The 21,633-nt window shown below is 63.4% G+C and carries 26 protein-coding genes and 1 tRNA gene; 18 read left to right on the top strand and 9 right to left on the bottom strand.

Annotated elements, in window-relative coordinates:
• From rsgA to CH291_RS05920, 3 genes are all read right to left on the bottom strand, one after another.
• On the bottom strand, nucleotides 1–1,011 hold the full coding sequence (rsgA, locus tag CH291_RS05930) for a ribosome small subunit-dependent GTPase A (RefSeq protein ID WP_094686890.1): 1,011 nt from the start codon (nucleotides 1,009–1,011) through the stop codon (nucleotides 1–3).
• A gap of 141 nt (nucleotides 1,012–1,152) precedes the next feature.
• The gene (locus CH291_RS05925) at nucleotides 1,153–2,601 is read right to left on the bottom strand and encodes an alpha,alpha-trehalose-phosphate synthase (UDP-forming) (protein ID WP_094686889.1); all 1,449 of its coding nucleotides are present in this window, start codon (nucleotides 2,599–2,601) and stop codon (nucleotides 1,153–1,155) included.
• A 51-nt stretch (nucleotides 2,602–2,652) separates the two neighbouring features.
• On the bottom strand, nucleotides 2,653–2,832 hold the full coding sequence (locus tag CH291_RS05920) for a hypothetical protein (RefSeq protein ID WP_068055931.1): 180 nt from the start codon (nucleotides 2,830–2,832) through the stop codon (nucleotides 2,653–2,655).
• A 105-nt stretch (nucleotides 2,833–2,937) separates the two neighbouring features.
• On the opposite strand from CH291_RS05920, the gene CH291_RS05915 reads away from it, so the two are divergent.
• From CH291_RS05915 to CH291_RS05900, 4 genes are all read left to right on the top strand, one after another.
• Entirely contained in the window at nucleotides 2,938–4,686 is a 1,749-nt protein-coding gene (locus tag CH291_RS05915; RefSeq protein WP_179276446.1) for an ABC transporter ATP-binding protein, read from the top strand.
• Nucleotides 4,683–6,431, top strand: coding sequence for an ABC transporter ATP-binding protein (locus CH291_RS05910; protein ID WP_094686888.1), 1,749 nt, complete (start codon nucleotides 4,683–4,685; stop codon nucleotides 6,429–6,431). Before CH291_RS05915 ends, CH291_RS05910 begins: the two co-directional genes overlap by 4 nt.
• Before the next feature lie 69 nt (nucleotides 6,432–6,500).
• A complete protein-coding gene (locus CH291_RS05905; protein WP_068055939.1) occupies nucleotides 6,501–7,067 on the top strand; it encodes a TetR/AcrR family transcriptional regulator in 567 nt (188 codons plus the stop codon).
• A gap of 1 nt (nucleotide 7,068) precedes the next feature.
• Nucleotides 7,069–7,557: an FBP domain-containing protein gene (locus CH291_RS05900; RefSeq protein ID WP_094686887.1), complete on the top strand. Its 489-nt coding sequence runs from the start codon at nucleotides 7,069–7,071 to the stop codon at nucleotides 7,555–7,557.
• 134 nt (nucleotides 7,558–7,691) lie between these two features.
• Here the strand turns inward: CH291_RS05900 and CH291_RS05895 are convergent, their stop codons facing one another.
• Nucleotides 7,692–8,345, bottom strand: a complete 654-nt coding sequence (locus tag CH291_RS05895; protein ID WP_068055945.1) for a hypothetical protein — start codon at nucleotides 8,343–8,345, stop codon at nucleotides 7,692–7,694.
• A 30-nt stretch (nucleotides 8,346–8,375) separates the two neighbouring features.
• Nucleotides 8,376–8,903: a general stress protein CsbD gene (locus CH291_RS05890; RefSeq protein WP_068055948.1), complete on the bottom strand. Its 528-nt coding sequence runs from the start codon at nucleotides 8,901–8,903 to the stop codon at nucleotides 8,376–8,378.
• Nucleotides 8,904–8,995: 92 nt separating this feature from the next.
• On the opposite strand from CH291_RS05890, the gene CH291_RS05885 reads away from it, so the two are divergent.
• Together CH291_RS05885 and CH291_RS05880 are read left to right on the top strand one after the other, a co-directional pair.
• Nucleotides 8,996–9,805 carry an alpha/beta fold hydrolase gene (locus CH291_RS05885; protein ID WP_094686886.1) on the top strand — a complete coding sequence of 270 codons (810 nt, stop codon included), beginning with the start codon at nucleotides 8,996–8,998 and terminating at the stop codon, nucleotides 9,803–9,805.
• Nucleotides 9,806–9,895: 90 nt separating this feature from the next.
• On the top strand, nucleotides 9,896–10,156 hold the full coding sequence (locus CH291_RS05880; protein ID WP_008710007.1) for an MbtH family protein: 261 nt from the start codon (nucleotides 9,896–9,898) through the stop codon (nucleotides 10,154–10,156).
• Between the two features lie 10 nt (nucleotides 10,157–10,166).
• On the opposite strand, the gene CH291_RS05875 is transcribed toward CH291_RS05880, so the two are convergent.
• Nucleotides 10,167–11,630 (bottom strand): threonine/serine ThrE exporter family protein, encoded by a 1,464-nt coding sequence (locus tag CH291_RS05875; protein ID WP_094640838.1) that lies wholly within the window; start codon nucleotides 11,628–11,630, stop codon nucleotides 10,167–10,169.
• Between the two features lie 92 nt (nucleotides 11,631–11,722).
• Between CH291_RS05875 and CH291_RS05870 the strand changes: the two genes are divergently transcribed.
• Nucleotides 11,723–11,797: transfer RNA gene (locus CH291_RS05870), tRNA-Thr, on the top strand.
• 164 nt (nucleotides 11,798–11,961) lie between these two features.
• On the opposite strand, the gene CH291_RS05865 is transcribed toward CH291_RS05870, so the two are convergent.
• Nucleotides 11,962–12,981, bottom strand: a complete 1,020-nt coding sequence (locus CH291_RS05865) for a tyrosine-type recombinase/integrase (RefSeq protein WP_256980742.1) — start codon at nucleotides 12,979–12,981, stop codon at nucleotides 11,962–11,964.
• 187 nt (nucleotides 12,982–13,168) lie between these two features.
• The gene (locus tag CH291_RS05860) at nucleotides 13,169–13,801 is read right to left on the bottom strand and encodes a helix-turn-helix domain-containing protein (RefSeq protein WP_032392283.1); all 633 of its coding nucleotides are present in this window, start codon (nucleotides 13,799–13,801) and stop codon (nucleotides 13,169–13,171) included.
• 139 nt (nucleotides 13,802–13,940) lie between these two features.
• Here CH291_RS05860 and CH291_RS05855 point away from each other — a divergent pair, with 139 nt between their 5' ends.
• The 11 genes from CH291_RS05855 (at nucleotide 13,941) to CH291_RS26685 (ending at nucleotide 20,783) form a co-directional block, all read left to right on the top strand.
• Nucleotides 13,941–14,138 carry a helix-turn-helix transcriptional regulator gene (locus CH291_RS05855; protein WP_008709982.1) on the top strand — a complete coding sequence of 66 codons (198 nt, stop codon included), beginning with the start codon at nucleotides 13,941–13,943 and terminating at the stop codon, nucleotides 14,136–14,138.
• Between the two features lie 1,131 nt (nucleotides 14,139–15,269).
• Nucleotides 15,270–16,058 (top strand): ParA family protein, encoded by a 789-nt coding sequence (locus CH291_RS05850; RefSeq protein ID WP_032392284.1) that lies wholly within the window; start codon nucleotides 15,270–15,272, stop codon nucleotides 16,056–16,058.
• Nucleotides 16,058–16,408: a hypothetical protein gene (locus CH291_RS05845; protein WP_032392285.1), complete on the top strand. Its 351-nt coding sequence runs from the start codon at nucleotides 16,058–16,060 to the stop codon at nucleotides 16,406–16,408. Before CH291_RS05850 ends, CH291_RS05845 begins: the two co-directional genes overlap by 1 nt.
• Entirely contained in the window at nucleotides 16,405–17,280 is an 876-nt protein-coding gene (locus CH291_RS05840; protein ID WP_032392286.1) for a DUF2637 domain-containing protein, read from the top strand. The genes CH291_RS05845 and CH291_RS05840 overlap by 4 nt, the downstream gene beginning before the upstream one ends.
• Nucleotides 17,281–17,720: 440 nt before the next feature.
• Entirely contained in the window at nucleotides 17,721–18,287 is a 567-nt protein-coding gene (locus CH291_RS05835; protein WP_179276445.1) for a hypothetical protein, read from the top strand.
• A gap of 176 nt (nucleotides 18,288–18,463) precedes the next feature.
• Complete coding sequence (locus tag CH291_RS05830) at nucleotides 18,464–18,769, top strand: hypothetical protein (RefSeq protein ID WP_032392288.1); 306 nt, start codon at nucleotides 18,464–18,466, stop codon at nucleotides 18,767–18,769.
• A 109-nt stretch (nucleotides 18,770–18,878) separates the two neighbouring features.
• The gene (locus tag CH291_RS05825; RefSeq protein ID WP_032392289.1) at nucleotides 18,879–19,415 is read left to right on the top strand and encodes a DnaB-like helicase N-terminal domain-containing protein; all 537 of its coding nucleotides are present in this window, start codon (nucleotides 18,879–18,881) and stop codon (nucleotides 19,413–19,415) included.
• Nucleotides 19,412–19,690 carry a hypothetical protein gene (locus tag CH291_RS05820; protein WP_032392290.1) on the top strand — a complete coding sequence of 93 codons (279 nt, stop codon included), beginning with the start codon at nucleotides 19,412–19,414 and terminating at the stop codon, nucleotides 19,688–19,690. Before CH291_RS05825 ends, CH291_RS05820 begins: the two co-directional genes overlap by 4 nt.
• Before the next feature lie 54 nt (nucleotides 19,691–19,744).
• Complete coding sequence (locus tag CH291_RS05815) at nucleotides 19,745–20,080, top strand: hypothetical protein (protein WP_032392291.1); 336 nt, start codon at nucleotides 19,745–19,747, stop codon at nucleotides 20,078–20,080.
• A gap of 200 nt (nucleotides 20,081–20,280) precedes the next feature.
• Nucleotides 20,281–20,619 (top strand): hypothetical protein, encoded by a 339-nt coding sequence (locus CH291_RS05810; RefSeq protein ID WP_143537838.1) that lies wholly within the window; start codon nucleotides 20,281–20,283, stop codon nucleotides 20,617–20,619.
• Nucleotides 20,616–20,783 (top strand): hypothetical protein, encoded by a 168-nt coding sequence (locus CH291_RS26685; RefSeq protein ID WP_155291288.1) that lies wholly within the window; start codon nucleotides 20,616–20,618, stop codon nucleotides 20,781–20,783. Before CH291_RS05810 ends, CH291_RS26685 begins: the two co-directional genes overlap by 4 nt.
• A 216-nt stretch (nucleotides 20,784–20,999) precedes the next feature.
• On the opposite strand, the gene CH291_RS05805 is transcribed toward CH291_RS26685, so the two are convergent.
• On the bottom strand, nucleotides 21,000–21,386 hold the full coding sequence (locus CH291_RS05805; protein ID WP_371828544.1) for a histone-like nucleoid-structuring protein Lsr2: 387 nt from the start codon (nucleotides 21,384–21,386) through the stop codon (nucleotides 21,000–21,002).
• Between the last annotated feature and the right edge of the window lie 247 nt (nucleotides 21,387–21,633).

Here is a 21,633-nt window from a genome sequence, read left to right as displayed (position 1 = left end):
CTACCGCTTTCTGCCGTCGACGGCGTACTTGACGCGCAGCGACTTCGAGATCTGCTTGTACTCCCGCAACTTCTCGCTGCGAACACGGGCGTCCTGCCTCGACATCGCCCAGGCGTTCTCGCGCAACAGTTTTCGGTAGTTGCCCAGTCGTCGTTCGGTGAGCTCACCCGCGTCGACGGCGGCAATCACCGCACAGCCGGGTTCGTGTTCGTGCGCGCAGTCACCGAACCGGCACAGTGCGGCGAGTTCGTCGACGTCGGAGAAGGCGCTCGCCACAGCGTCTTCCGATCCTTGCACGCCCACCGAACGCAAGCCCGGGGTGTCCAGCAGCACCAGGGCAGAGGACGGGATCGGCACCAATTCTCGACGCACCGTCGTGTGCCTGCCTTTGCCGTCGGCCGACCGAGTGGCACCGGTTTCCAGAACCGAACCACCCAGCAGAGCGTTACCGAGCGTCGACTTTCCGGATCCCGACGGCCCGATCAAGGCCACCGTGCCGCGCAGATGTGCTGTCAGTGAGTCGATTCCGCTGCCGTCGACCGCGCTGGTGGTGCACACCTCCACACCCGGCGCGGCGGCCAGCACCAACTCCTCGGCGACGCTACCGCTGTCGGTCTTGGTGATCGCGACCACGGGAACGGCGCCGCTGCCCCAGGCGAGGGTGATGTAGCGCTCGACGCGACCGAGGTCGAGGGCGGTGTCCGACGCCACCGTGACGACGACGGTGTCGACGTTGGCTCCGAGAACCTGTGTGTCGGAGGTGGATCCGGCGGAGGCGCGTTCGATGGCTGTGCGGCGAGGGAGGGTAGCGGCGAGCCTGAACGAGTCCAGTGTCACCCAATCTCCGGTGCAGATACCGGTGCCGGTGCAGCGGACGATGCCGCTGTCGGTGACGGCGTCGAATTCACCTCGGTCGACGCGAACGACGCGGGCGAGAGTTGTTCTCTGGGAAAGCTTTTCGAATTCGGTCAGCCAATGCTGATCGAGGCCGTAATGGTCGAGTGGAGACATACGAGATCCTTGAGAGAGGAGGAATGGGGGTTCGGGTCCGTCGATGTCCGGGTGGCCACGATGCCACCTCCTCACTGTCTCGATGCACGAAAAAACCGTCGACGGCAAAGTAGCAGCCGTCGACGGTGTCGGGAAAGCGATTTATCGGCTGAGGTTGGTGCCCTCCGCCGGCGCTGCGAGTGCGGTCAGGAAGGAGCGGGCCCAGCGATCGACGTCGTGCGCGAGCACCTGCCTGCGCATGGCACGCATGTGGCGTTTGCCTGCCTCGGGTTCCTGCTCCAGTGCGCCGATGATGGCGTCCTTCACGCTGTCCAGGTCGTGTGGGTTGCACAGGTACGCCTGGCGCAGTTCTGCTGCGGCACCGGTGAATTCGCTGAGCACCAGAGCGCCACCGAGGTCGCTGCGGCAGGCCACGTACTCCTTGGCGACGAGGTTCATGCCGTCACGCAGCGGAGTGACCAGCATGACGTCGGCAGCGACGAAGTAGGCCAGCAGGTCGTCGCGGGGGATCGGCCGGTGCAGGTAGTGCACCACGGGGTGGCCCACCTGGCCGTACTCGCCGTTGATGCGGCCGACCTGCTGCTCGATTTCGCCGCGCATGGCGACGTAGCTCTCGACGCGTTCCCGGCTGGGTGTCGCCAACTGCACGATGACGTTCTCGGCGGGATCGACGCGGCCCTCTTCGAGCAGTTCGCGAAACGCGTTGAGCCGAACGTCGATTCCCTTGGTGTAATCGAGTCGATCGACGCCGAGCATGATGCGCTTCGGGTTGCCCAGATCCTTGCGCAGTTGCTTCGCGCGATCCCGGACGGCCTTGGAGCGAGACTTGGTGTCGAGATCACCGGAATCGATGGAGATCGGGAACGCGCCGACCCGCACGGTTCGGAAGCCGACCTGCACGACGCCCAACTTGGACCGCACTCCGACGGTTCCGCGGGACGTGGTTCCCCCGGCGAGGCGTCGGGCAAGGTAGAGGAAGTTCTGCGCGCCGCCGGACAGATGGAAACCGATGAGGTCGGCACCGAGCAGCCCTTCGACGATCTCGGTGCGCCACGGCATCTGCATGAACAGCTCGATCGGCGGGAACGGTATGTGCAGGAAGAACCCGATGGTCAGGTCGGGGCGCAGCATCCGCAGCATCTTCGGAACGAGCTGGAGCTGGTAGTCCTGGATCCACACCGTCGCGCCCTGTGCTGCAGCCTCGGAGGTCTTCTCGGCGAAGCGGCGGTTGACTTCGACGTAGGCGTTCCACCAGTCGCGGTCGTACTCCGGCTTGACGATGACGTCGTGATAGAGCGGCCACAGCGTCGCGTTGGAGAAGCCCTCGTAGTACTGGGTGTATTCCTTCTCGCTGATCGTGACCGGACGCAGTTGCAGGCCGTCCTCGACGAACGGCTCGACGTCGACGTCCGAGACACCGACCCACCCCACCCAGGCACCCTTGTTGGCGCGCAGGATCGGTTCGAGAGCGGTGACCAACCCGCCTGGGCTTCGCTTCCATCGTGTGCTTCCGTCCGGAAGCTTTTCCAGATCGACCGGCAACCGGTTGGCTACGACGACAAAATCCGAACCCTGCGAGGCGTCAGCCACAACTGTCCAATCCGCTTGTAGATCTCTGGGGGAGCCAGTCCTGCGAAGGTGCTACTCGCTTTCGCCCTTCACAACAGGATCTATACCCAACATCGACAGCAACATGCGGCATTCGTCGGCATCGGTTGCGTAGGCCGCGACGACGCGCTGAGCCTGGCTGGCCGTCTCGTACTCGAGTGGGACGATGTCTTCGTCGGCGATGTCGTTGTCGGTCGAAGTCTTGGCAGGCATGGTGTTCTCCGTACTCTCTGCTGGGCTTACACGGTGTTCGTTGGTCCCGACTCTATGTAAATGTGGCGTCCCATCGCCACTTCCCGATGCCATAGGCTGCAGCAAATGACCGATTCTGTGCCGCTCCGCCATGCTCGGACAGTGGTGGAGGAGCCTTCTCCGGCCACCGGCTCCGCGATTCTGCGACGCACCGTCCGACGCCATCGCACCCGACTGATCGTCTCGTCGCTGCTGTTCGGAGTGCATCAACTGTGCGAAACGATGGTCCCGGTGGCGATCGGACTCATCGTCTCGCGGGCCATCGACACCGGTGATGTGACGGCGATGATCGTCTCGCTGGTCGGTCTGGCGGCCTTGTTCGTCACCCTGTCGTATGCGTGGCGGATCGGTGCCCGCATCATCGTCGTCGCCATCGAGCGGGAGGCGCATCTGGTGCGCGTGGAGGTCGCCGGTCGTGTCCTCGATCCGCGGGGTGTACGTACCGAGCTGTCGGCGGGGGAGTTGCTGACGGTCTCGACGTCCGACGCCGAGAAGGAGTCGTGGATCCTCGATCTGATCGCGCGGGTCTTCGCGTCGGCCGTCGCGGTCGTCGCATCGGCTGTGGCGTTGTTGATCATCGACGTTCCCCTGGGCCTTGCCGTCGTGATCGGGACCCCGGTCATCTTGATCGCGCTGCAGCGCCTCGCTCCACTGCTCACCCGCGCAGCCACCGCCCAGCAGGCCCGGATCGCCGGTGTGTCGGGTATGGCCACCGATCTGGTCAGCGGTGTCCGGCCGCTGCGTGGCATCGGTGCCGAGAACGCCGCGACCGAGCGATTCGTGACGTCGAGCCGAACGGCATTGGCGGCGACTCTGAAGCTGGCTCGCGCGAACAACGTCTATCAGGGCTTGTCGGCAACGGTCAACGCATTGCTGGCCGTCGGGATCGCCGGTACCGCCGGCTGGTTCGCGCTGCAGGGCCGAATTTCGGTCGGTGAGTTTATCACCGTCATCGGCCTTGCCCAGTTCGTCATCGAACCCCTGACCGGGTTGGCGAGGATCCCCGGCGTCGTGGCGATGGTGCGCGGATCGGCCGATCGGTTGGCCCTGGTGCTCGGTGCGGAACACGTTCTACCGCAGTCGAAATCCGCGGTGCCCGCGCGGACCGATCTCGGTGTCGACAGCGTTCGATTCCGATCGCTCGACGGCCTCACCTTCCGGGCAGAACCAGGCGAGATGCTCGGCGTGGTCGCCTACCGACCGCAGGACGGAGAGGCGCTCGCCGCGCTGCTGTCCGGTCAGATCTCCGACGCCGACTACACCGGATCTGTTCGCGTCGGCGGCATTCCGGCGGGAGAGATCGATCTTCGACGCTCCCGCGAGACCGTTCTCGTCGAGCCGCACCTCACCGACCTGTTCGCCGGAACCGTCCGCAGCAACGTCACCGCCGGGCGGGAGCGGCCCGACGCCGAACTCGACCGAGTGCTCCAGGCATCCGCGGCCACCGACGTCGTCGAATTGCACGAGGCGGGTCTCGATCACGCCGTCACCGACCGCGGAGCCAGCCTGTCCGGCGGCCAACGCCAGCGAGTGGCGTTGGCGCGAGCGCTGTCGGTCGACGCCCCGGTCCTGGTACTGCACGACCCCACCACCGCCGTCGACGCCGTCACCGAGCACGCCATCGCCCGCGGCATCGCCGAGCTCCGGCACACCGAAAGAAGCTCGCAGACAACGATCCTCATCACCACCAGCCCTGCGCTGCTGTCGGTGACCCATCGCGTTCTCGTCGTCGACGACGGCCGCGTCGTCGCCGAGGGAACGCACCACGATCTCGCGTCCTCGGACGCGCAGTACAAGGACGCGGTGCTGCGATGACCACCCCCGAACTTCTTCCGATCGCCACCGGAGCCCGATCCGGTCGCTGGTTGCTGGAACAGCTGAAACTACGACGGGTGCGTACGGCGGTCACGCTGCTCCTCGGCGCACTTGCGGCGGCGATGTCGCTGGTGCCGGTCTACGTCTTCGGGGTCCTGGTCGACCGCGTCCGCGACGGGGCCGACTCGTCGACGATCATCGGGGTTGTCGTCGTGATCTCGGTGGCCGCAGTGATCGGCGGCATCGTCACCGGTTTCAGCGGCTACCTCATCAGTACGTTGGGTGAGGGCATTCTGGCGTCGCTGCGCGAGGCCGTCGTGCGCCGCGCGCTGCATCTGCCGGTGGCCACGCTCGAGCGAGTGGGCAAGGGCGACTTGCTCTCCCGGGTGGGCGACGACGTCGCGGTGATGGCCAAGTCGATCGGTGAGGTGATCCCGCAGCTCGTCGGCGCGTTCCTGCTCGTGTGCCTGAGCATGATCACGATGCTCGGCATCGACTGGCGGCTGGGCCTGGCGGGGCTCGTCGCGCTGCCGATGTACGTCCTCGCGCTGCGCTGGTATCTGCCCCGCTCGGCACCGAAGTACGCGGCCGAGCGCGTGGCGATGGGCGAGCGAGCGCAGTCCTTCGTCAGCAGCATGCAGGGCGCAAAAACCGTTCGTGCGTACGGACTCGAGTCGGCGCACCTGAGCGAGATCGACAGAGCGTCGGCGAAGGCCCGCGACATCGGCGTCGATGTGTTCCGCTTGTTCACCCGATTCGGATCTCGAAGCAATCGCGCCGAATGCGTCGGACTCTCGGTGATCCTGTTGGCCGGATTCTTGCTGGTGCGAGGCGATCACGTCACCGTCGGTGAGACGACCGCTGCGGCGCTGCTGTTCCACCGACTGTTCAATCCGATCGGCACCCTGCTGTTCACGTTCGACGACATCCAGTCCGCGGGAGCCTCGTTGGCCCGGCTCGTCGGCGTCATCGACATCCCCGACGAGCGACCCGTCGGCGACGGTTCCGTGCCGTCCGACGCCACCTTGGACGTCACCGATCTGCGGCACGAGTACGAGTCCGGCCACGAGGTTCTGCACGGAGTGAACCTGCGGGTCGGCGCAGGGGAGACCGTCGCTCTCGTCGGATCCACCGGCGCAGGCAAATCCACGATTGCAGCGATCGCGGCAGGCTCGATGGCGTCGACGTCGGGGACGGTTCGGGTCGGCGGCGCATCACTGGATGCGCTGGGCAGTGAGGGCCTGCGGCGACACGTCGCGATCGTCAGCCAGGAAGTGCACGTGTTCGCCGGCCGATTGATCGACGACGTGTTGCTTGCCGCCCCTGATGCCGGTCGTGACGACGTCGAAGCCGCACTACGCACCGTCGGTGCCTGGTCGTGGGTCGAGGCGCTCGAGAACGGCCTCGATACCGCCGTCGGCGAGGGAGGACACCAGTTGACCGCGGCACAGTCGCAGCAATTGGCCTTGGCGCGACTGGTTCTCGCCGACCCGGCCGTCGCGGTGTTGGACGAGGCCACCGCGGAGGCGGGCAGTTCCGGTGCGCGAGATCTCGAAGCTGCGGCCGAGGCAGCGACCAGGGGGCGCAGCACGTTGATCGTCGCGCATCGGCTGACTCAGGCTGCTGCCGCCGACCGCGTGGTGGTCCTCGAACACGGCAGAATTCTGGAACAGGGCCCGCACGAGGAGCTGGTCGCGGCCGGTGGACGATACGCACAGCTGTGGGAGGCGTGGCAGGGTCGCTGATTGCTTTAGCAATTTGCCTAAAGCTATTAGGTTTGGTTACGGTGTCCTCGAAAGAACGAGGAGGCCGGTATGGCACGCGCAGGATTGACCGCGCAACGCATCGTGGCAGCAGGAGCGGATCTGGCCGATGAGGTCGGCTTCGATCGCGTCACCGCCAGTGAGCTGGCCAGACGCTTCGACGTCAAGGTGGCGAGCCTGTATTCGCACCTGAAGAACGCGCACGAGTTGAACGTCGGGATAGCGCTGCTGGCGTTGGAGGAACTGGCCGATCGGGTGTCCGAGGCGCTGGCAGGCCGAGCGGGCAAGGACGCATTGGTGGCCGTCGCCAACGCGTATCTCGACTATTCGCGGGAGCACCCCGGTCGCTATGCGGCGACGCAGTTTCCACTCGATCACGAGACTGCTCTCGCAAGTGCGGGAGTGCGTCACTCGGCAATGATGAAAGCGATCCTCCGGGGGTACGACCTCGGTGAAGAGGATCAGGTACACGCAGTTCGATTGCTCGGCAGCGTGTTTCACGGCTATGCCAGCCTCGATGCGTCGGGCTCGTTCGGTCACAGTGCGCCCGACTCGCAGCAGTCCTGGGCCCGCATCCTCGACGGAATCGACACACTTTTACAGCACTGGAGGCAGTGACATGGAACCGATCTCCGAACGCGACATCAGGTCGTCGTTCGTCAACTCGTCCAAGGGGGACGCCGGAAGGCTCTCTCTTCCCGAGATGTTCGACGCTGTGCCGTGGAGCGATCTCGACTTCTTCGGTTGGGTCGATCCCAAACTTGCCGGGAGGAGCTACATCGTCGTTCCTTCAGGGGATCGCCTGCGTGGAATTGCGTTGCGCTACAAAGTCGGTGGGCCACGCACAGCGCAGATGTGCAGTATCTGCCTCACCACACACGCGAACGGTGGCGTCTCGCTGATGGCCGCCGCGAAGGCAGGCGAATCCGGCAGGCGCGGCAACACGGTGGGTACCTACATCTGCTCTGACCTCGCGTGCTCGCTCTACGCGCGAAAGAAGAAGACCCCGGCGTTGGGCCGTCAATTCAAGGAAGACTTCGATGTCGAGACCCGCACTGCGGCAGTCGAAGACAACATTGCTGCGTTTCTCGCTCGCGTCCTCGATTGATCAAGTGGTGGGCGGGGAGCGCGCGCCCCAATTGACGACTGCGCGCCCATGCTCTGATGCGAGTAGGGGCGCGCAGTCGGCAAAAAGGGTGTGAGGTCCTGCCGGAGATCGGTAATTCGCCGACAGTACCGAAGTCAGTCCTTGTTCTTCTCTGCGATGAACAGCTTCTCGATGCGCTCCGCCTCGTCCTTCTTGGCGGCGGCCTCGTCGGAACGCTCGGCGGCTTCGGCCAGTTCGGCCTCGGACGGCGCGGCGGCCAGCTTCTCCTGCTTGTCGACCTGAGCCTGCTGCGCCTTCTTGCGATCCTCTGCGGCTTTCGCGGTGGCAGCGGCCTGCTCGTCGGCCTTCTTCTTCTTGGCGGCGGCTTCACGCTCGGCATCCTGAGCGGCCTCGCGCTTGCGTTGCTCGGCCTCCTGGCGGGCGTCACGTGCGGCTTCCTGGGCGGCGGCGTCGGCTGCGCGGCGATCCTTCTCGGCGGTTTCGCGAGCCACCTTCAGTTCGTCGTTGGCTGCGGCCTTCTTGGCCCGAGCTTCGGCGTCGAGGCGCGCTGCCTCGGCACGGTTCTCGGTGCTGTCGACCAGGGTTTCGCCGCGATCGGCGAGTCCCTTGTCTCCCAACAGGTTTCCGACGGCACGGTCCAGTGAACCGAGCGTGTGCTCGTACACCAGGCGCGCAGGTGATTCCGCGTTCATCTTCTCGACTACGTTGGTCTCGATGAGCTGCAACGGAATTCGAGCGATCTTGTACTGGATGCGAAGAATGGTCATCGGTATGGCTAGGACACTCATGAAACGAAACTCCTGTTTTGCAGTAGTGGTTCAGGCCTGGTTGCGGAGCTCTTCGGCCTTCTTGCGATCGGCCTCGGCCTGACGAAGCGCCTCCTGGTGCTTCTGTGCGGCCACCATTTCGTCGGAGTCCGCGGCAGCCTGCTCGATGCGCCGGTCCTCTTCGGCCTCGATCTGCTCGGCGGTCGCGTCGACCTCAGCGGCAGCGCGCTCCTGCGCTATCGTCTCGCGCTTGTTCTGCTCGGCCGCGACCACCTGCGTCTCACGCACCCGATCTGCCTGCGCCTCGGTGACCGCGGCGTTCTCCTCTGCGGCCTCTCGGCGGCTTTCGGCTGACGTGCGAACGTCGGCCAGTTCCTCGGCGGCTTCGGTGGCCTGCGCTTCGGCGACCCGCTCCGTGGCCTGGGCCTCCTTGTGTTCACGAGCCTGAGCAGCCTGTAATTGGCCCTCGGCCGTCAACGAGTCGTTGCCGGTCACCGCGCCCACGACCTCTTTGGCCTTGCCCTTGATTCCGTCGAGCAATCCCTTGCGTGCTTCGCCCGCTACGTTCTCGTCAGTCATGTAACACCAGGTACCCACTGGCTGTTCGAGTAACCCCGTGTCGGTGTCGGACGATACGATCCCCGACGGACGAATCAGCAGTAAGGAGACGTATGCCTATCGCCAAGATCAACGGCATCGACCTGAACTACCAGGTCAAGGGCAGTGGAGACCTGGTAGTTCTGATCATGGGCACCGGTAGCCCGGGCCGTGTGTGGGAGCTGCATCAGGTGCCCGCTCTCACAGCAGCGGGTTACCGGGTGTGCACTTTCGACAATCGCGGCATGGCTCCGTCGTCGGAGAGCACGCACGGCATCACCATGGAGGACATGGTCGCCGATACCGCCGGCCTGATCGAACTCGTTCGCAACGGCGACGAGAAGGCCTACGTCGTCGGAACGTCGATGGGCTCACGCGTCGCGCAGGAGCTCGCTCTGAGTAGGCCCGACCTGGTTCGCAAAGCGGTCTTCCTCGCCGGCCACGCCCGAGTCGACGAATTTCAGAAGACTCTCGCCAACGGCGAGCGAGCGCTGTACGACAAGCGCGTCGAGCTCCCGGGAACCTATTCGGCTGCGGTGACAGCGGTGATGAACCTGTCGCCTGCGACGTTGCGTGATTCTCGCGGGGCACGCGACTGGCTCGACCTGTTCGAGTTCTCCGCCTCCTCGCCGTCCGCGGGCGTGCGCGCTCAGCTGGGCATGGAGGACGATTTCGATCGAACTGCGGCTTACCGCGGCGTGTCGGTGCCGTGCCTGTCGGTCGGATTCGCCGACGATCGGATGATCCCGCCGTACTTGGGCAAGGAACTGGCCGACGCCATTCCAGGTGCTCGGTACGTCGAAATAGCGGACGCCGGGCACTACGGATATCTCGAGCGCCCCGAGGCCGTCAATGCGGAACTGCTCGGCTTCTTGAAGGCCTGACGGCACCACGGCTCGACCTGCGTTGCTAGGGTCGTGTGGCACCTCACGGTGCAGACTTACCAACCAAACGTTCGCGACGAGTGAGGCGAGATGAGTACCAACCCGTTCGATGACGAAGACGGACGCTTCTTCGTGCTGGTCAACGACGAAGACCAGCATTCGCTGTGGCCGACGTTCTCCGAGGTCCCTCAGGGATGGCGTGTCGTCTTCGGTGAAGACACCCGCGCCGCGTGCTTGGAGTACGTCGAGAAGAACTGGACCGACATGCGTCCGCGCAGCCTGCGTGAGGCCATGGAGGCCGACGCTGCTGCACGCGCATCCGCTGAGGGAACCCCCAGCACAGAGGCCTGAGCTCCGCCTCTTACGAAGGACTCGTACCGCGCCGCCGACGAACAGTCGGTCGGCGCGGTTCTTCTGTGCGGCGAAGCGTCGGGCGCAGTAGTTCTTCCGTGCGCGCGATGATGCGTGGTCGACGCAGGGTGCGGGCACCCCATTCACCCAAAGTCACACCGGCGGCCAGGCCGCAGCCGACGCCGAACGCGGCGAACAACGAGCTGATGCCGAGCAGTAGCTGGTCGTTGAGGATCGCGTACAGACCGCGGTACAGCGCCAGGCCGGGGAGCAGGGGAGTGATGCCCGCGACGGCGACGATCAACGGTGGAATCAGCGCACGACGAGCCAACAGACCACCCGCGAATCCGACGACGGTGGCAGCGATGGCCGAGGCGATGATCGGCCCCACGTTGAGCGTCTGCGAGAGCAGATACACCAGCGAGCCCGCGAAGCCGCCCATGAAGGCAGCCGTCAACGCACGACGCTCGGCGTAGCAGGCCAGTGCATAGAACAGCGACGCTGCTGCGCCGGCGATCACCTTGGTGGGGACCTGCAGGATGTCCGGTGGGGCCAGGTTGCTGATCTGCGGCAGATCGCTGCCGATCAGCGCGGCCAACCGCAGAGACGTCGCGACGCCTGCGATGATGCCGCCGGTCATCATCAACACTTCGAAGAATCTCGACACCGCCGTGATCGGGGCACCGGTGATCGCATCCTGTACCGAACCGACGAGCGAGAGCCCCGAGAGCAGCACGATTACCCCGGCCGCGATGATCTGCGACGGCGAGATACTGATGTTCAGCTGGTCCTGGAAGTTGTAGAGCGTGATCGCCGGTGTCGCCGCCACGAAGCCGCCGACAACCTGTTGGAAGAAGAACGGCAGGCCCGCACGGTTGAGGACGCGTCCGATGCGGTCGATCACCATCGTCGTCAGAAAGCTGACCACAGCCACCAACGCGCCACCGCCGAGCAACACACTGATGGCAGCGGCCATGCCCGACCACGCCAGCGTCGCAATCCACCGGTTGTACGGGTGCGGAGCCTTGGTGATCTCGTCGAGCCGCTCGAGCGCCGCGCTCGGCGGCACCATCTTGACGCGCACGGCGCGAATGAGGCGGTCGACCTCGGCCAGCCGCGTGAAGTCCATCGAGCGGTAATGCACGATGCGCATCGTCGACGCCGGAGGACGCGTCGGGCCCCGGTGAGCACTGAGGGTGATCGAGTTGTACGTGACATCGACATCGCATCGCGCGAGGCCGTACGTCGCGGCGATGTACTGCACCTGAGTCGCCGTATCCATCGCTGCCGTGCCCGAGGCCAACAGCACTTCGCCGACGCGAACCGCGAGGTCCAGCACCTCCGCAACCGACGCATCGTCGGTCAGATCGATCGGACGTAGGGGCGACGGTGCTGCGGTCGGCGTATCGATGGTGGCCCGACGCTCACCGGTGAGACGGCTCAGCGAAGCCGTCAGGTCTTGCAGGAAAGTCATGACCGTCTTTACACGTTGCTGGGGTGATCCACGGACAAGGTACCTGTTGTTACTGAGCGTCCGATGAACGGATATGCTGGCTTCGCTTCACTGCCTCCTTAGCTCAGCGGTAGAGCACTCGCCTTGTAAGCGAGCGGTCAACGGTTCAATCCCGTTAGGAGGCTCCATCAAAAATAGGGTCTGATCAGGCCTTTTGCGTTATCTCTAATGAGATTCATTGCCGATTAGGCGAGCTCGGTGTCACAGAATGTCACAAGTGCTTCAAAACTCGTCGGAACAGCGCCTGGTGAGTCCGTCTACTCCTTGGTGGACGGTCGCGGACGAACGCCGGTCAACTCGCATCGTCGGATGGCTCGTCGCGACGTCGGACGAGTGACTGCAGAGTGTCGGCCGCGCCCAGTAGCGCGTGGTTCTGGGAGTGGACATAGGTGCGCATCGTGAAGGCGTTGTCCGAATGCCCCAGCCATGCCGAGATCACGGCAATAGGCACACCTTGAAGGTGCAGCAGAGTCCCGCACGTGTGACGCGCGTCGTGGAGGCGTATGTCGGACACCTTGCTGTTGATGCATAGCCTGCGCCAATAGTCGCTGACCGTATCGGGATGAAATGGTCGCCCGACAGCGTCGGACACGACGTAGGTGCCGGGGCCGACGTAGCTCGAACTCTTTCGTTCCACACCCTGCAAGTGGTGCGCAGTTTCGAGTGCGGATTTGAGGGCTGGCGTGAGGGGGAGCGTGCGCTTGGACTTTTCTGTCTTCGGCGGACCCTCGACGACGCGTCCATTGACCGAGACTCGCGTGTTGTTGATTGTCAGACTGCCGGCGTGAAGATCGACATCGTTCCACCTAAGCCCGCACAGTTCACCGCGTCTTAGGCCGCTCAGCGCAAGCAACCAGGCGTGCCCGTTCCGGTCGGCCGTCGATGCTTCCAGGAGGCGTTGCACTTCGTCTTCCGTGAATGTCTGCATCTCGACGTTCACACGGGGCGCTCGGTCGACGAGCGCGGCAACGTCTCGTACCAATCGCCCTTCTCGCATCAGCCCGGTGAGGACTGCGCTTACAAGGTTGAGCATCGGATTGATCGAAGTGGCCTTCCACGGACGTCGCAGTTGGCCATCGGGTTTGACCGAGCTGCCGGCCAGTAGATCGTTCACCAGGGCGTCCAAGTGACCTTTGGTCAACTTCTGCACCGCTAGCCCGCCGTAAGTATCGCGCAGCGGTTGAAGGGCATGGGTATACGCGGCTTTTGTGGACTCACGTACGCGTCGTCCGGCAAGCCACTCAGCGCAAGCCTCTTCGATCGTGGTGGTCGAGGAGGGAACGAACGTCCCCTTCGAGACTTCCTCGAGCACCTTGGAGAGGGCTGCGCGAGCGTCCTTCTCCGTAAGAAACCGACGACGCAACTGCGTTCGCTTCGATGCCCGGGTGCCGGTGGCGTCGGCACCACCAGCGTCGACCGTCATTTGATACCGCAACTCGGTACTGCCGGTAGACCGATTGGTGACGTAAATCTTCTTGATCTGTGGCGGCAGTTGCTGCCTAGCCATCCTCTTCGTCCTGCGTGTTCATGCCCAGTTCAGTCATACGTCTGAAGAGCTCTTCCGAACGCCGTCGAGCATCCTCGTACAGATACTGCATCGACTCGATATGTTCGGTGGATTCTCTCTTGGACAATCCGTTTCGGAGCTGCACCCGGGCGCGCCGCATCGCCTTCAACGCATCGAGCCATTCACGAGTGACTCCAACGCGATCGTTCTTCGGGTCGAAGGTGTCACGTACCCACATCTCGAAAGGAGCGTCGGATTCCTCCTCGGACCAGTCGGAGCTCGGCCGCATCAGCCCGGCCTCCCCGCTGAACCAGCGAAGGGCATCGTGAGACTCCTGTTGCAGCCCTGGGAGGACCTCGACTCTTCCTTTGGGGAGGTCCGGATAGACCAGTTGCGCTGGTGAGACTCCCAGTGCCGCAGCTAGAATCAAGAGTTCCGAGACGTCCAAGCTCTTCTTGCGTCCGGTCTCCAGGTCCGCGACTACAGATCGCGAGATCCCCCACCCGAAGTCAACCGTCCTGTCGGCAAGCTTTGCTGCGGACAGAGCGGAGTGGTCTTTACCTCGGAGTCGGCGCACTTCCGAGGCGACCCGGGCAACGATTGATTCCGCCCACGACTGCGTCATGGTTACGCAGTCTAGCGGAGATTGTCTCCCCGTTGTGGGATGGCTACGTACTTGTTACTCTGTGGTGGAACCACGTGGACTGACCGGAAATGTCCTGCAAGATGTGGCGCTACTACACAATTCAGTGGAGGTGCTGAAGATGCCCAGACGGTTGCTGTCTGTCCCGGAGGCTATGGCTTGCACGGGACTTGGACGTTCCAACTTCTTCAACAAGATCGCGTCCGGGGAAATCCGGAGCGTGAAGGTCGGCAAGCGCCGGCTGATCCCGGATACGGCCATCGATGAGTACATCGAAGGTCTCGAGGCGCAATCCGACGCCAGCTCAGGCGTCGCGTGAGGCCGAGAGCCAACTGTCCCTCAGGAAACTGAAACGCCCCCGGAAAATCTCAGTGTTACCAGCACCGAGGCCGAGGGCGTCGAAACCACAACCCGTGAGGAAGGAGCTTCGCCACCGATCATAGAGCGTCTTGATAAGTCATTCAAGACATTTCGCCGAGTCACCGTTCTCCGCCCTCGATTTCGGTCAGGGACCGAGCGGGCGATGACGCATGTTTCGACCCGCGACAGCGCGGTCGAGTTCTTCTGCTCGTGCCGCACAAGCCTTGGCTACGGGACTTCCTAGCAAGGCCTGATGTGCCGCAGCAGCGTCGTTTTCTGGCAGAGCCCGACGTAACACCAGCCTGCCGCCGGCCTGTGCACCCTTTGTAAATCCTCGGAGACCGGCCCCGAGGCACCACCAGCTCGACTGATCATTGAACGGGTGGCGATACCGATTAGCCGCGCGCCCATCGAGGCGCGGGGCTATCGGGCGTGGAGCGGACAACGTGGGTGCGGAAATTGGCTGAGGGGCCATGGGGGGTCCGGAGGGAACGAACGAAGTCCCTTGTCTTTCATACGTCACCACTATGGAGGTACCAGTTGAGCTCTCGACCCATCTGCAGTGCTGACATGACCAAGTTGTCCGGCATGACGAACCGTCATTCAGGCCTCGATCTTTCAGTCCACGCCGCTCGCTTACTCAAATCCGTTGTGCACGTCGATTCCGTGAAGATCCAAACAGAGCAACATATTTGGCTACTTCAGCTCAAGCGCGGCAGTTCGCCGGTGCAGGCCGTTCCCGCTAGCGGTGCGGCGGCGTTCCGCAGAACTGACGTACCAGAATTACCCGCAAAGAGTGCCTCAGATGACTCGCTGGCGACGGGCGTCATACGTCCTGCGGTGGTTACACCTCCATTGCCCACAAAGGATGCGAGTCGAGCTTGGGATGTGTTGGTAGTAAACGCTTCTCATACCCCTGTGGCATGCATTTCGCCTATGGCACGCGACTCGCGTTTCGTGCCCTTTACCTGCAATACATCCAACCCTTCTACAGGGTGCGACTCATCCGTCGGTTCCAAGGCGTGCATGACATCCCATACCCGCAATACCGCCAGTTCGTCCCATTCATCCATGGAAAGTGAGACCCACCATGCCCGCGGACATCTTTGCGTTCTGCAACCAGAAGGGCGGCGTGGGTAAGACCACCACCGTCTTTCACCTCGCCTACGCCGTCGCCCAAGCAGGGAAGCGAGCACTCGTAATCGACGTGGATCCGCAAGGCAACGCCAGCACAGTCCTGACCAAGACCGAGTTAGAGAGCGATGAGGTCGGTGTTGCGGACGTTCTCGCCGAATCATCGAACGCGACCATCGCCGATGCTGTTGTCCCCACCATCTGGCCTGACGTAGACCTGGTACCCACGTCGCCGGGAAACGAGTCCCTGGCCTATGTCCGCGATCAATTGGTCGTCGCCGGTGCCGGCCGAGAACGGCGGCTTCGCGACGCAATCGACGTCGTACGAGGCGTGTACGACGTGGTCCTCATCGATTGCCCACCTAGCCTCGATCTGCTGACTATCAACGCCCTTGTTGCAGCGCGCGCCGCCGTAGTCGTGACTCAGTCCGCGCTGTTCTCAGCCAATGGACTCGCGCGATTGCTGCGCACCATCGATGCAGTCAAGCGCAGCTACAACCCGGACCTCGTCATGCTCGGTGCGATAGTCAACCTCCACGAGATCGCGACGATCAGCGGCCGAGAACAATTGAGCGAGATCGCCGCAAGCATCAACGTTCTCGGTGATGCCGTACCCAAGCGGGTTGTCATCAAAGACTCAATGGAAGCCCAAACCAGCCTGGTCGACTGGGGGACAACACAATCTCGCAGCCTGTCGACGATCTATCGCGACACTCTCGCGCTGCTCACGAAGGGACACCTGTGATGGCCCGGCCCGAACGTATGAAGAGCGCACTCGCCGGATCGAGCCCGGTCGATCCCCCGGAGAACTCGCGGCAGCCCCACGACACTGTTTCGTCGGCCGAGACCGGTGCGCAACCGTTACCGGACCACGCAAAACAGAAGCGTTCGTACTACCTCTACCAGTCCACCGTCGACGATCTTCTCAACGCAGCCGAAGCGCTGTCCGCAACGCCCGGCGCACCGCGGGGCCCGTCGGATCTGGTCAATGCGGCAATCGAAGACTACTTGGAGTTGTTGCGCAACAGGTTCAACGACGGTGCGCCGTTCCCGCAACGAACGGGCCCCCTCGCACGAGGACCGAGAATCCGATGAGCCGATCACATTCCGCGGCAACCCCGTTGACAACGAAGCCGTCAGACGTCGTTGCGCTCCATCCCGCGATTTTGCAGTGGGCTCTCGCGACAGCCGTTGCGCTGACAGTTGGCATCGCCGGAGCGTCCTTCTGGCTCAGTTTCGCTGTGTTGCGTGATCTCGCGGTGATGGCAGGGATAGGTCCCGGTGAAGCCTGGGTGATTCCGATCGTGCTGGACGGCGCAATCGTCTCGACAACAGTGACGGCGATTGCGCTGTCCAACCACACGGACAACCGCACCATCAAGGGCCGTCGTTTTGTCGTATCGATTTTGCGTGTCGCGGCATCGGCGTCGATTGCGGGCAACTCGTACCACGCAGTGTTGAGTGCGACTTTGCTTCCGGCCGTGGTCTCGGCGGGTATTGCCACCATTGCACCTATTGCGCTCCTTGCTATGACGGAAGTGCTGGCTGTCATCCTTCGTGCCCCCCGCGGAACCGCAGGGGAGGAGTTCGCTCCAAGTGCTGCCACAGAAGAGCCGGATTGGACTGACGCCGACTCCATCCAAGAAGGCCAAAGCCAGAGCGGGGATGACTCAGAGGGTGAAGACGGCTGGCGGGAAGAACAGGTCGACGCGGCGGACTCGTCTCGACGACCAATAGACGCCCTCACCCCGGAAGTTGCAGAGACAGCGCGGCTTCGACACGCACACCGTGAATGGTCGTGGGCACGAATCGGTAGAGAAACGGACGGCTCCGTTGCATCGACCGCGATGCGCCGATATCGGAAGTGGGAAGAAGTCACCGCCGGGATCGTCGAGGGCCGCCAGGACGGGGAATCCGAGCTGGGTGACAAGCCAGCCAGCGAGCGTGATCGGATGTTCGCAGAATAGAAGTGCTGCCGCGACATCGAGCCCTGTTGCTCTCCGTTGCTCCCGCACAATCGCCCCAGACTGTTGATGGCTGGGAGGTGGTCGCCTCGGGTGGTTCAGCGTGCGTCGAAACGTGTGCCGCCCTGGGACCACCTCCGGCGGTCTCCGGATTGAGCTTCGCTGCGCTTCGCCCTGCAGAAAGAACTATTTCTTTCGCACATCTGGCTCCGGTCGAGCTTGCAACACCCTGACCCGTCTTACCCAACCCTGACTCCGCGTTGCTCCGGCCCGATGGGCTCCGAAAACTTTTCAAAGCGCCTGCGGCTGAAAACTTTCCGGATCAGGGCCAGGACGCCGGTCCAGTGCGCCGCCTTCTCTCCTTCGAGCCAGATGACGGCGAAAGAAATTGGCAGAGCGAAAGGGCCGGGGGAGCCGGTCCCGCAACAGAAAGAGAGCCCGACATGCCGCAGAATACTTCCAGCACAGGACGACGGGCCACCGCCGCACACAACGCCCGGACCACCGGAATCGTCACCCACACAACCGTCCTGGTCTCCGGACCCCAACAGGCCACTATCACCGCCACCTCCGCAGCCACCGACGAAGCGCAGATGATCGTCGCACTAGGTCACGTCATGATGACCTTCCGCAGCGCCCAAACAGTTTCCGCAGTCATCACCGGATTCGCCACCGTCCGCGCCGCACTTGCCGGAGCCGATGGACAAGCCCCCCACCCCGCCCAACCAGGCGCAGAATTCGGGGCCGCCGCGATCTCCGTCCTGTGGCTCGACAGCCCTGAGCACACTGCGGTGCTGCATCACCGCTACAGCTCCGAACAACGCCGCACCATCCGCTGGGTAGACCTGCACATGGGACCTGTCACCTGGCGCATCACCGACCGCATCGGGTACGACACATTGATGGCCGAACTCCGACGCGTTCATCGTGCTGCCGTCGGAGTTTTTCTCGACGGCGGCCGCTACCGCCGCGACCCCGCCAAACTCCTCGATGTCTTCGACGACGTCTAGTACCACACGTTCGGCCCCAACCCCGGGGCCGAACGTCGTTTATCCACAGGCTGACTCGACATCACAGCTATCCACACCCTCTCCTGAACTGTCCCCACATCGAGCGCGTCGTTTCGGAGCTCGTGTGACGCTCGACAACAAGCAGCTGGCCGGCCACGAGCGACAAGGAACCAACGATGATCACCTGGACAGTCACCACACACCCTGAGGACAACCCCGAAATTCTGACCGCAACCGGAGCAGAACCCAATCTTCAAGTGGCAAAACGCGCCGCCGCAGATGCCGTCCGTACCGCCCTCCTCGACGCGCGCGAGCACGCATCGTCCGACAACGGCAGCCCGCCGTCCTACCTCGTCACACTCGACGGAACCTGTGCCCTCATCATCGGGCTCGGAAGCTGCAGGCCCGAGAACTACAACGCCGTCCTCGACAGCCTCGAGCAGTTCGACGGCACCGCACCACCGAACCTTCTCTACATCTGACCCACACCTCCGCAATGACGACGAACGCGGCATAGCCAAGCAAAGCGCCACCGGAATATCGAATCCAGTTCTCCCGCAACAGACCCGCGAATGGAAACGAGGCGAACAGATGACCCCATTGAGAGCAGTGGAACCCACCGACGACGACGATCACGCTGATCTGACGGACCATCCGGAGACGGCACCGGAAGCACTGGTCATCTGCGCACTGATGTGGTTGCAGGACACCGACGAGGCCGCCCGCATCGCAGCGACACTGCAGGCCAATGATTTCCATGATCCCGTGTATCGCGAGCTGTACGGCATCGTGCAGGAGCTCATCATCGACAACCTCCCACACGACCCCGCGAGTGTTCTGGGCGTCCTCGTCCGGTCGGGTGCCAGCGGACACCGCGGTGCCCGGCTGCGTCGAACACTGACCGACGTTACCGCAGCGAACGCATGCGGAGCGTCGGCGACCGACTACGCCGGCATGGTCCTGTCGGAAAGCTACCGACGTAGCTTCTACGACGCAGGGATCAGAATTCAGCAGCTCGCCGAGGAAGCGCCGGAAGAATTCCTGTTCGACCAGCTCGTCGAAATCGGAAGGGCGCAACGTGAAGCGACGAACCGCCTGAACGCCTTCCGCAGCGGCAGCACACTATGACCGCGCGGAAAGAGACAGAGTCGGGCGACGAGCGGCGTCGAGCTGCCCTCGCCTCTGCACGATTGGTCGCCATCGATGTCGCGCATCTCGATACAGGCGAAGTCGAGGACCTCGCTGTCGGGCGGGAGATAGATGAAGCGCTCGCCGCCGGCACGACGCTCAGTGACGTCGCGCGGTCCATCGGTCACACCGAGGCAGTCGCCTCAGACCTTCTGGGCAAGTTCCGAGAACTCCGAGACAGTCTCGCGGCGCGCAACCAAATCCCTCTGTTCTGAGCAACATTCAACGCACACCTCGTATTGCCGCTACAACTCGAATAGGCCGACGCCATGAATTTCATCCGCATCGACACCGACCGAGGCACCCTCTACGGACCGTCCTTCGCCGAGACTCTGACGCACTTTTTCGGACAGAACCAGCACGTCGAGTGGGAATGCCACCAGCTGACCGCAGGGTACTCCGGTGTTCGGTGCACAGTGTCGACTGCAATCCGAGTGCATCACCGCGGACAGTGGATTGTCGCAGCCAGGTCTTTCGGCTCCCGCCCGGTCGATGCGATCCCCGAGTGCGCAATGCGCTTCGGATCCAGTTTCGCTACCGCACCGTTCGATGCACCCGAGTTGCCTCGCTGGGTGTACGAGTGGGCGTATGACCTGCTGGTCTGAATTGACGGCAGAGATCGACCGGTGCAGATCGAAAGCGAACTTGCTCCAGCGCTACGGCGTTGACGCGGAGCGCTTCCGTGCACTGAGCATCTTTCGGCCCACGCCACAAGCCCGCCACGTGACGAAACTTCGACGAGATGTCAGAAGGTGCTGCTCAGCGCGCCGCACTCCGAACCAGCCACACGAAAGGAACCCGGCCCGTGCCAGCACAAGCCTGGATCACCCTCATAGTCGGCGTCTTCGCCGTCGTTGGCGTCGCTGGAACCGTCAACCAACGCACCCGAGCGGACAACCGCTCCCAATCCTGGCAACGAATCACCTGGTGCCTCGAACGCACCGTCAGCGACAACCCCGATGAGGTTGCCCTCGGCTGGACGGTGTTCGGCACCGTAGTTGCTACACCGTTCATCGCCAAGACCGACCGTCGCACACTCCGAGCAATCGCGGACCGTGACATCGACCTCGGCAGCGCCGATCTGGCGGAAACCGACGACAACAGTGACAATGGACCTACTGCAGACCGCGAGGAGCGCGCATGACCACCACCGAACCACGCCGGGCATGGACCCCCGAGCAACGCCGGAAGGTCCGCGCCGCAGCCGCAGGAGCCTCGATCAAGCTCCGCGAGTACGACAACGATCCGGTCCCGCAGTGGCTACGCGACGTCGCCGCAGGCATAGACAGTAAGCCGCCGACTGACTGAACACCCCATCAATCCGACAAGGCCCGCCCCCAACCAAGGGACGGGCCTTCGTCATTTGGCGAACGTCGGGAATCGATGCCGTCGACTACGCAGAACGAGTGGCCGCCATGCGGGTGGCAGGTGAATCGAACTCCACTGCGCTCGTCCTGCCACAGCCCGGACAGCAGAGAGAACATAAAGCCGCCGCTCGCGTCGCCGCGGGCGGCTCGCCGCCTGTCATTGTGCGGCGTTGTACGCCTCTTCGATGTCGGCCGGGATGCGGCCGCGTTCGCTAATCTCGTAGCCCTGGTCGAATGCCCACTGCCGAATCGCCCGCGTCTGCTCCGGATCACGCTTGGTTGACCCGCCGGCCGCTGTAGCGGCAGACGCGGCAGCGGCGGAGGGCTTGCGCTTGCGGCCACCGACCCGTGTCGCGTGCCCGACGTAGTAGTCGAGCTTCTTGTGAAACTCGTTCGCGTTCTTCGCCTTCAGGTCGATCGAGTATTCGACGCCGTTGATCGCGAATTCGATCGTCTCGCCGGACTCGTCATCGATGACCGACCCGTCGATATCGTCCACCAATTGGGTTGTCACTCGTTTGGCCACAGCCGGAAAACCTTTCATCGACACATTCGCTATGCGCAACCGCATTCTTATCTATGAGCGTAACCAGCACCGACATCCGCGCTCTTCAGCGACACGGCCATTCGCTACCGCACCGTTCCACGCACCTGCGTTGCTTCGCTGGGTGTGCGACTGAACGGATGTCCTTCTGAGCTGACACGCACGCCTCAGCTCGACCGTAGAACAACAAAAGCGCATGAGCACAGACGCGCTACGACGCTGAAATGGCGCAGAGCCGTGAAGACGG

The organism is Rhodococcus sp. 14-1411-2a (assembly GCF_002259485.1).
In the GTDB taxonomy this organism is placed as follows: Bacteria; Actinomycetota; Actinomycetes; order Mycobacteriales; family Mycobacteriaceae; genus Rhodococcoides.
The sequence above is the reverse complement of the archived record's forward strand: the minus strand, read 5'-3'. Positions and strand labels throughout refer to the sequence as shown.

Coding starts and splice junctions, on each gene's coding strand:
- CH291_RS05895 (WP_068055945.1), bottom strand. CDS start 8,345: ATGAGTGTCCTAGCCATACCGATGACCATTCTTCGCATCCAGTACAAG.
- CH291_RS05900 (WP_094686887.1), top strand. CDS start 7,069: ATGGAACCGATCTCCGAACGCGACATCAGGTCGTCGTTCGTCAACTCG.
- CH291_RS05880 (WP_008710007.1), top strand. CDS start 9,896: ATGAGTACCAACCCGTTCGATGACGAAGACGGACGCTTCTTCGTGCTG.
- CH291_RS05835 (WP_179276445.1), top strand. CDS start 17,721: ATGCCGCAGAATACTTCCAGCACAGGACGACGGGCCACCGCCGCACAC.
- CH291_RS05875 (WP_094640838.1), bottom strand. CDS start 11,630: ATGACTTTCCTGCAAGACCTGACGGCTTCGCTGAGCCGTCTCACCGGT.
- CH291_RS05840 (WP_032392286.1), top strand. CDS start 16,405: ATGAGCCGATCACATTCCGCGGCAACCCCGTTGACAACGAAGCCGTCA.
- CH291_RS05885 (WP_094686886.1), top strand. CDS start 8,996: ATGCCTATCGCCAAGATCAACGGCATCGACCTGAACTACCAGGTCAAG.
- CH291_RS05915 (WP_179276446.1), top strand. CDS start 2,938: ATGACCGATTCTGTGCCGCTCCGCCATGCTCGGACAGTGGTGGAGGAG.
- CH291_RS05845 (WP_032392285.1), top strand. CDS start 16,058: ATGGCCCGGCCCGAACGTATGAAGAGCGCACTCGCCGGATCGAGCCCG.
- CH291_RS05855 (WP_008709982.1), top strand. CDS start 13,941: ATGCCCAGACGGTTGCTGTCTGTCCCGGAGGCTATGGCTTGCACGGGA.
- CH291_RS05860 (WP_032392283.1), bottom strand. CDS start 13,801: ATGACGCAGTCGTGGGCGGAATCAATCGTTGCCCGGGTCGCCTCGGAA.
- rsgA (WP_094686890.1), bottom strand. CDS start 1,011: ATGTCTCCACTCGACCATTACGGCCTCGATCAGCATTGGCTGACCGAA.
- CH291_RS05920 (WP_068055931.1), bottom strand. CDS start 2,832: ATGCCTGCCAAGACTTCGACCGACAACGACATCGCCGACGAAGACATC.
- CH291_RS05820 (WP_032392290.1), top strand. CDS start 19,412: ATGACCGCGCGGAAAGAGACAGAGTCGGGCGACGAGCGGCGTCGAGCT.
- CH291_RS05825 (WP_032392289.1), top strand. CDS start 18,879: ATGACCCCATTGAGAGCAGTGGAACCCACCGACGACGACGATCACGCT.
- CH291_RS05805 (WP_371828544.1), bottom strand. CDS start 21,386: ATGAAAGGTTTTCCGGCTGTGGCCAAACGAGTGACAACCCAATTGGTG.
- CH291_RS26685 (WP_155291288.1), top strand. CDS start 20,616: ATGACCACCACCGAACCACGCCGGGCATGGACCCCCGAGCAACGCCGG.
- CH291_RS05905 (WP_068055939.1), top strand. CDS start 6,501: ATGGCACGCGCAGGATTGACCGCGCAACGCATCGTGGCAGCAGGAGCG.
- CH291_RS05890 (WP_068055948.1), bottom strand. CDS start 8,903: ATGACTGACGAGAACGTAGCGGGCGAAGCACGCAAGGGATTGCTCGAC.
- CH291_RS05850 (WP_032392284.1), top strand. CDS start 15,270: ATGCCCGCGGACATCTTTGCGTTCTGCAACCAGAAGGGCGGCGTGGGT.
- CH291_RS05815 (WP_032392291.1), top strand. CDS start 19,745: ATGAATTTCATCCGCATCGACACCGACCGAGGCACCCTCTACGGACCG.
- CH291_RS05910 (WP_094686888.1), top strand. CDS start 4,683: ATGACCACCCCCGAACTTCTTCCGATCGCCACCGGAGCCCGATCCGGT.
- CH291_RS05830 (WP_032392288.1), top strand. CDS start 18,464: ATGATCACCTGGACAGTCACCACACACCCTGAGGACAACCCCGAAATT.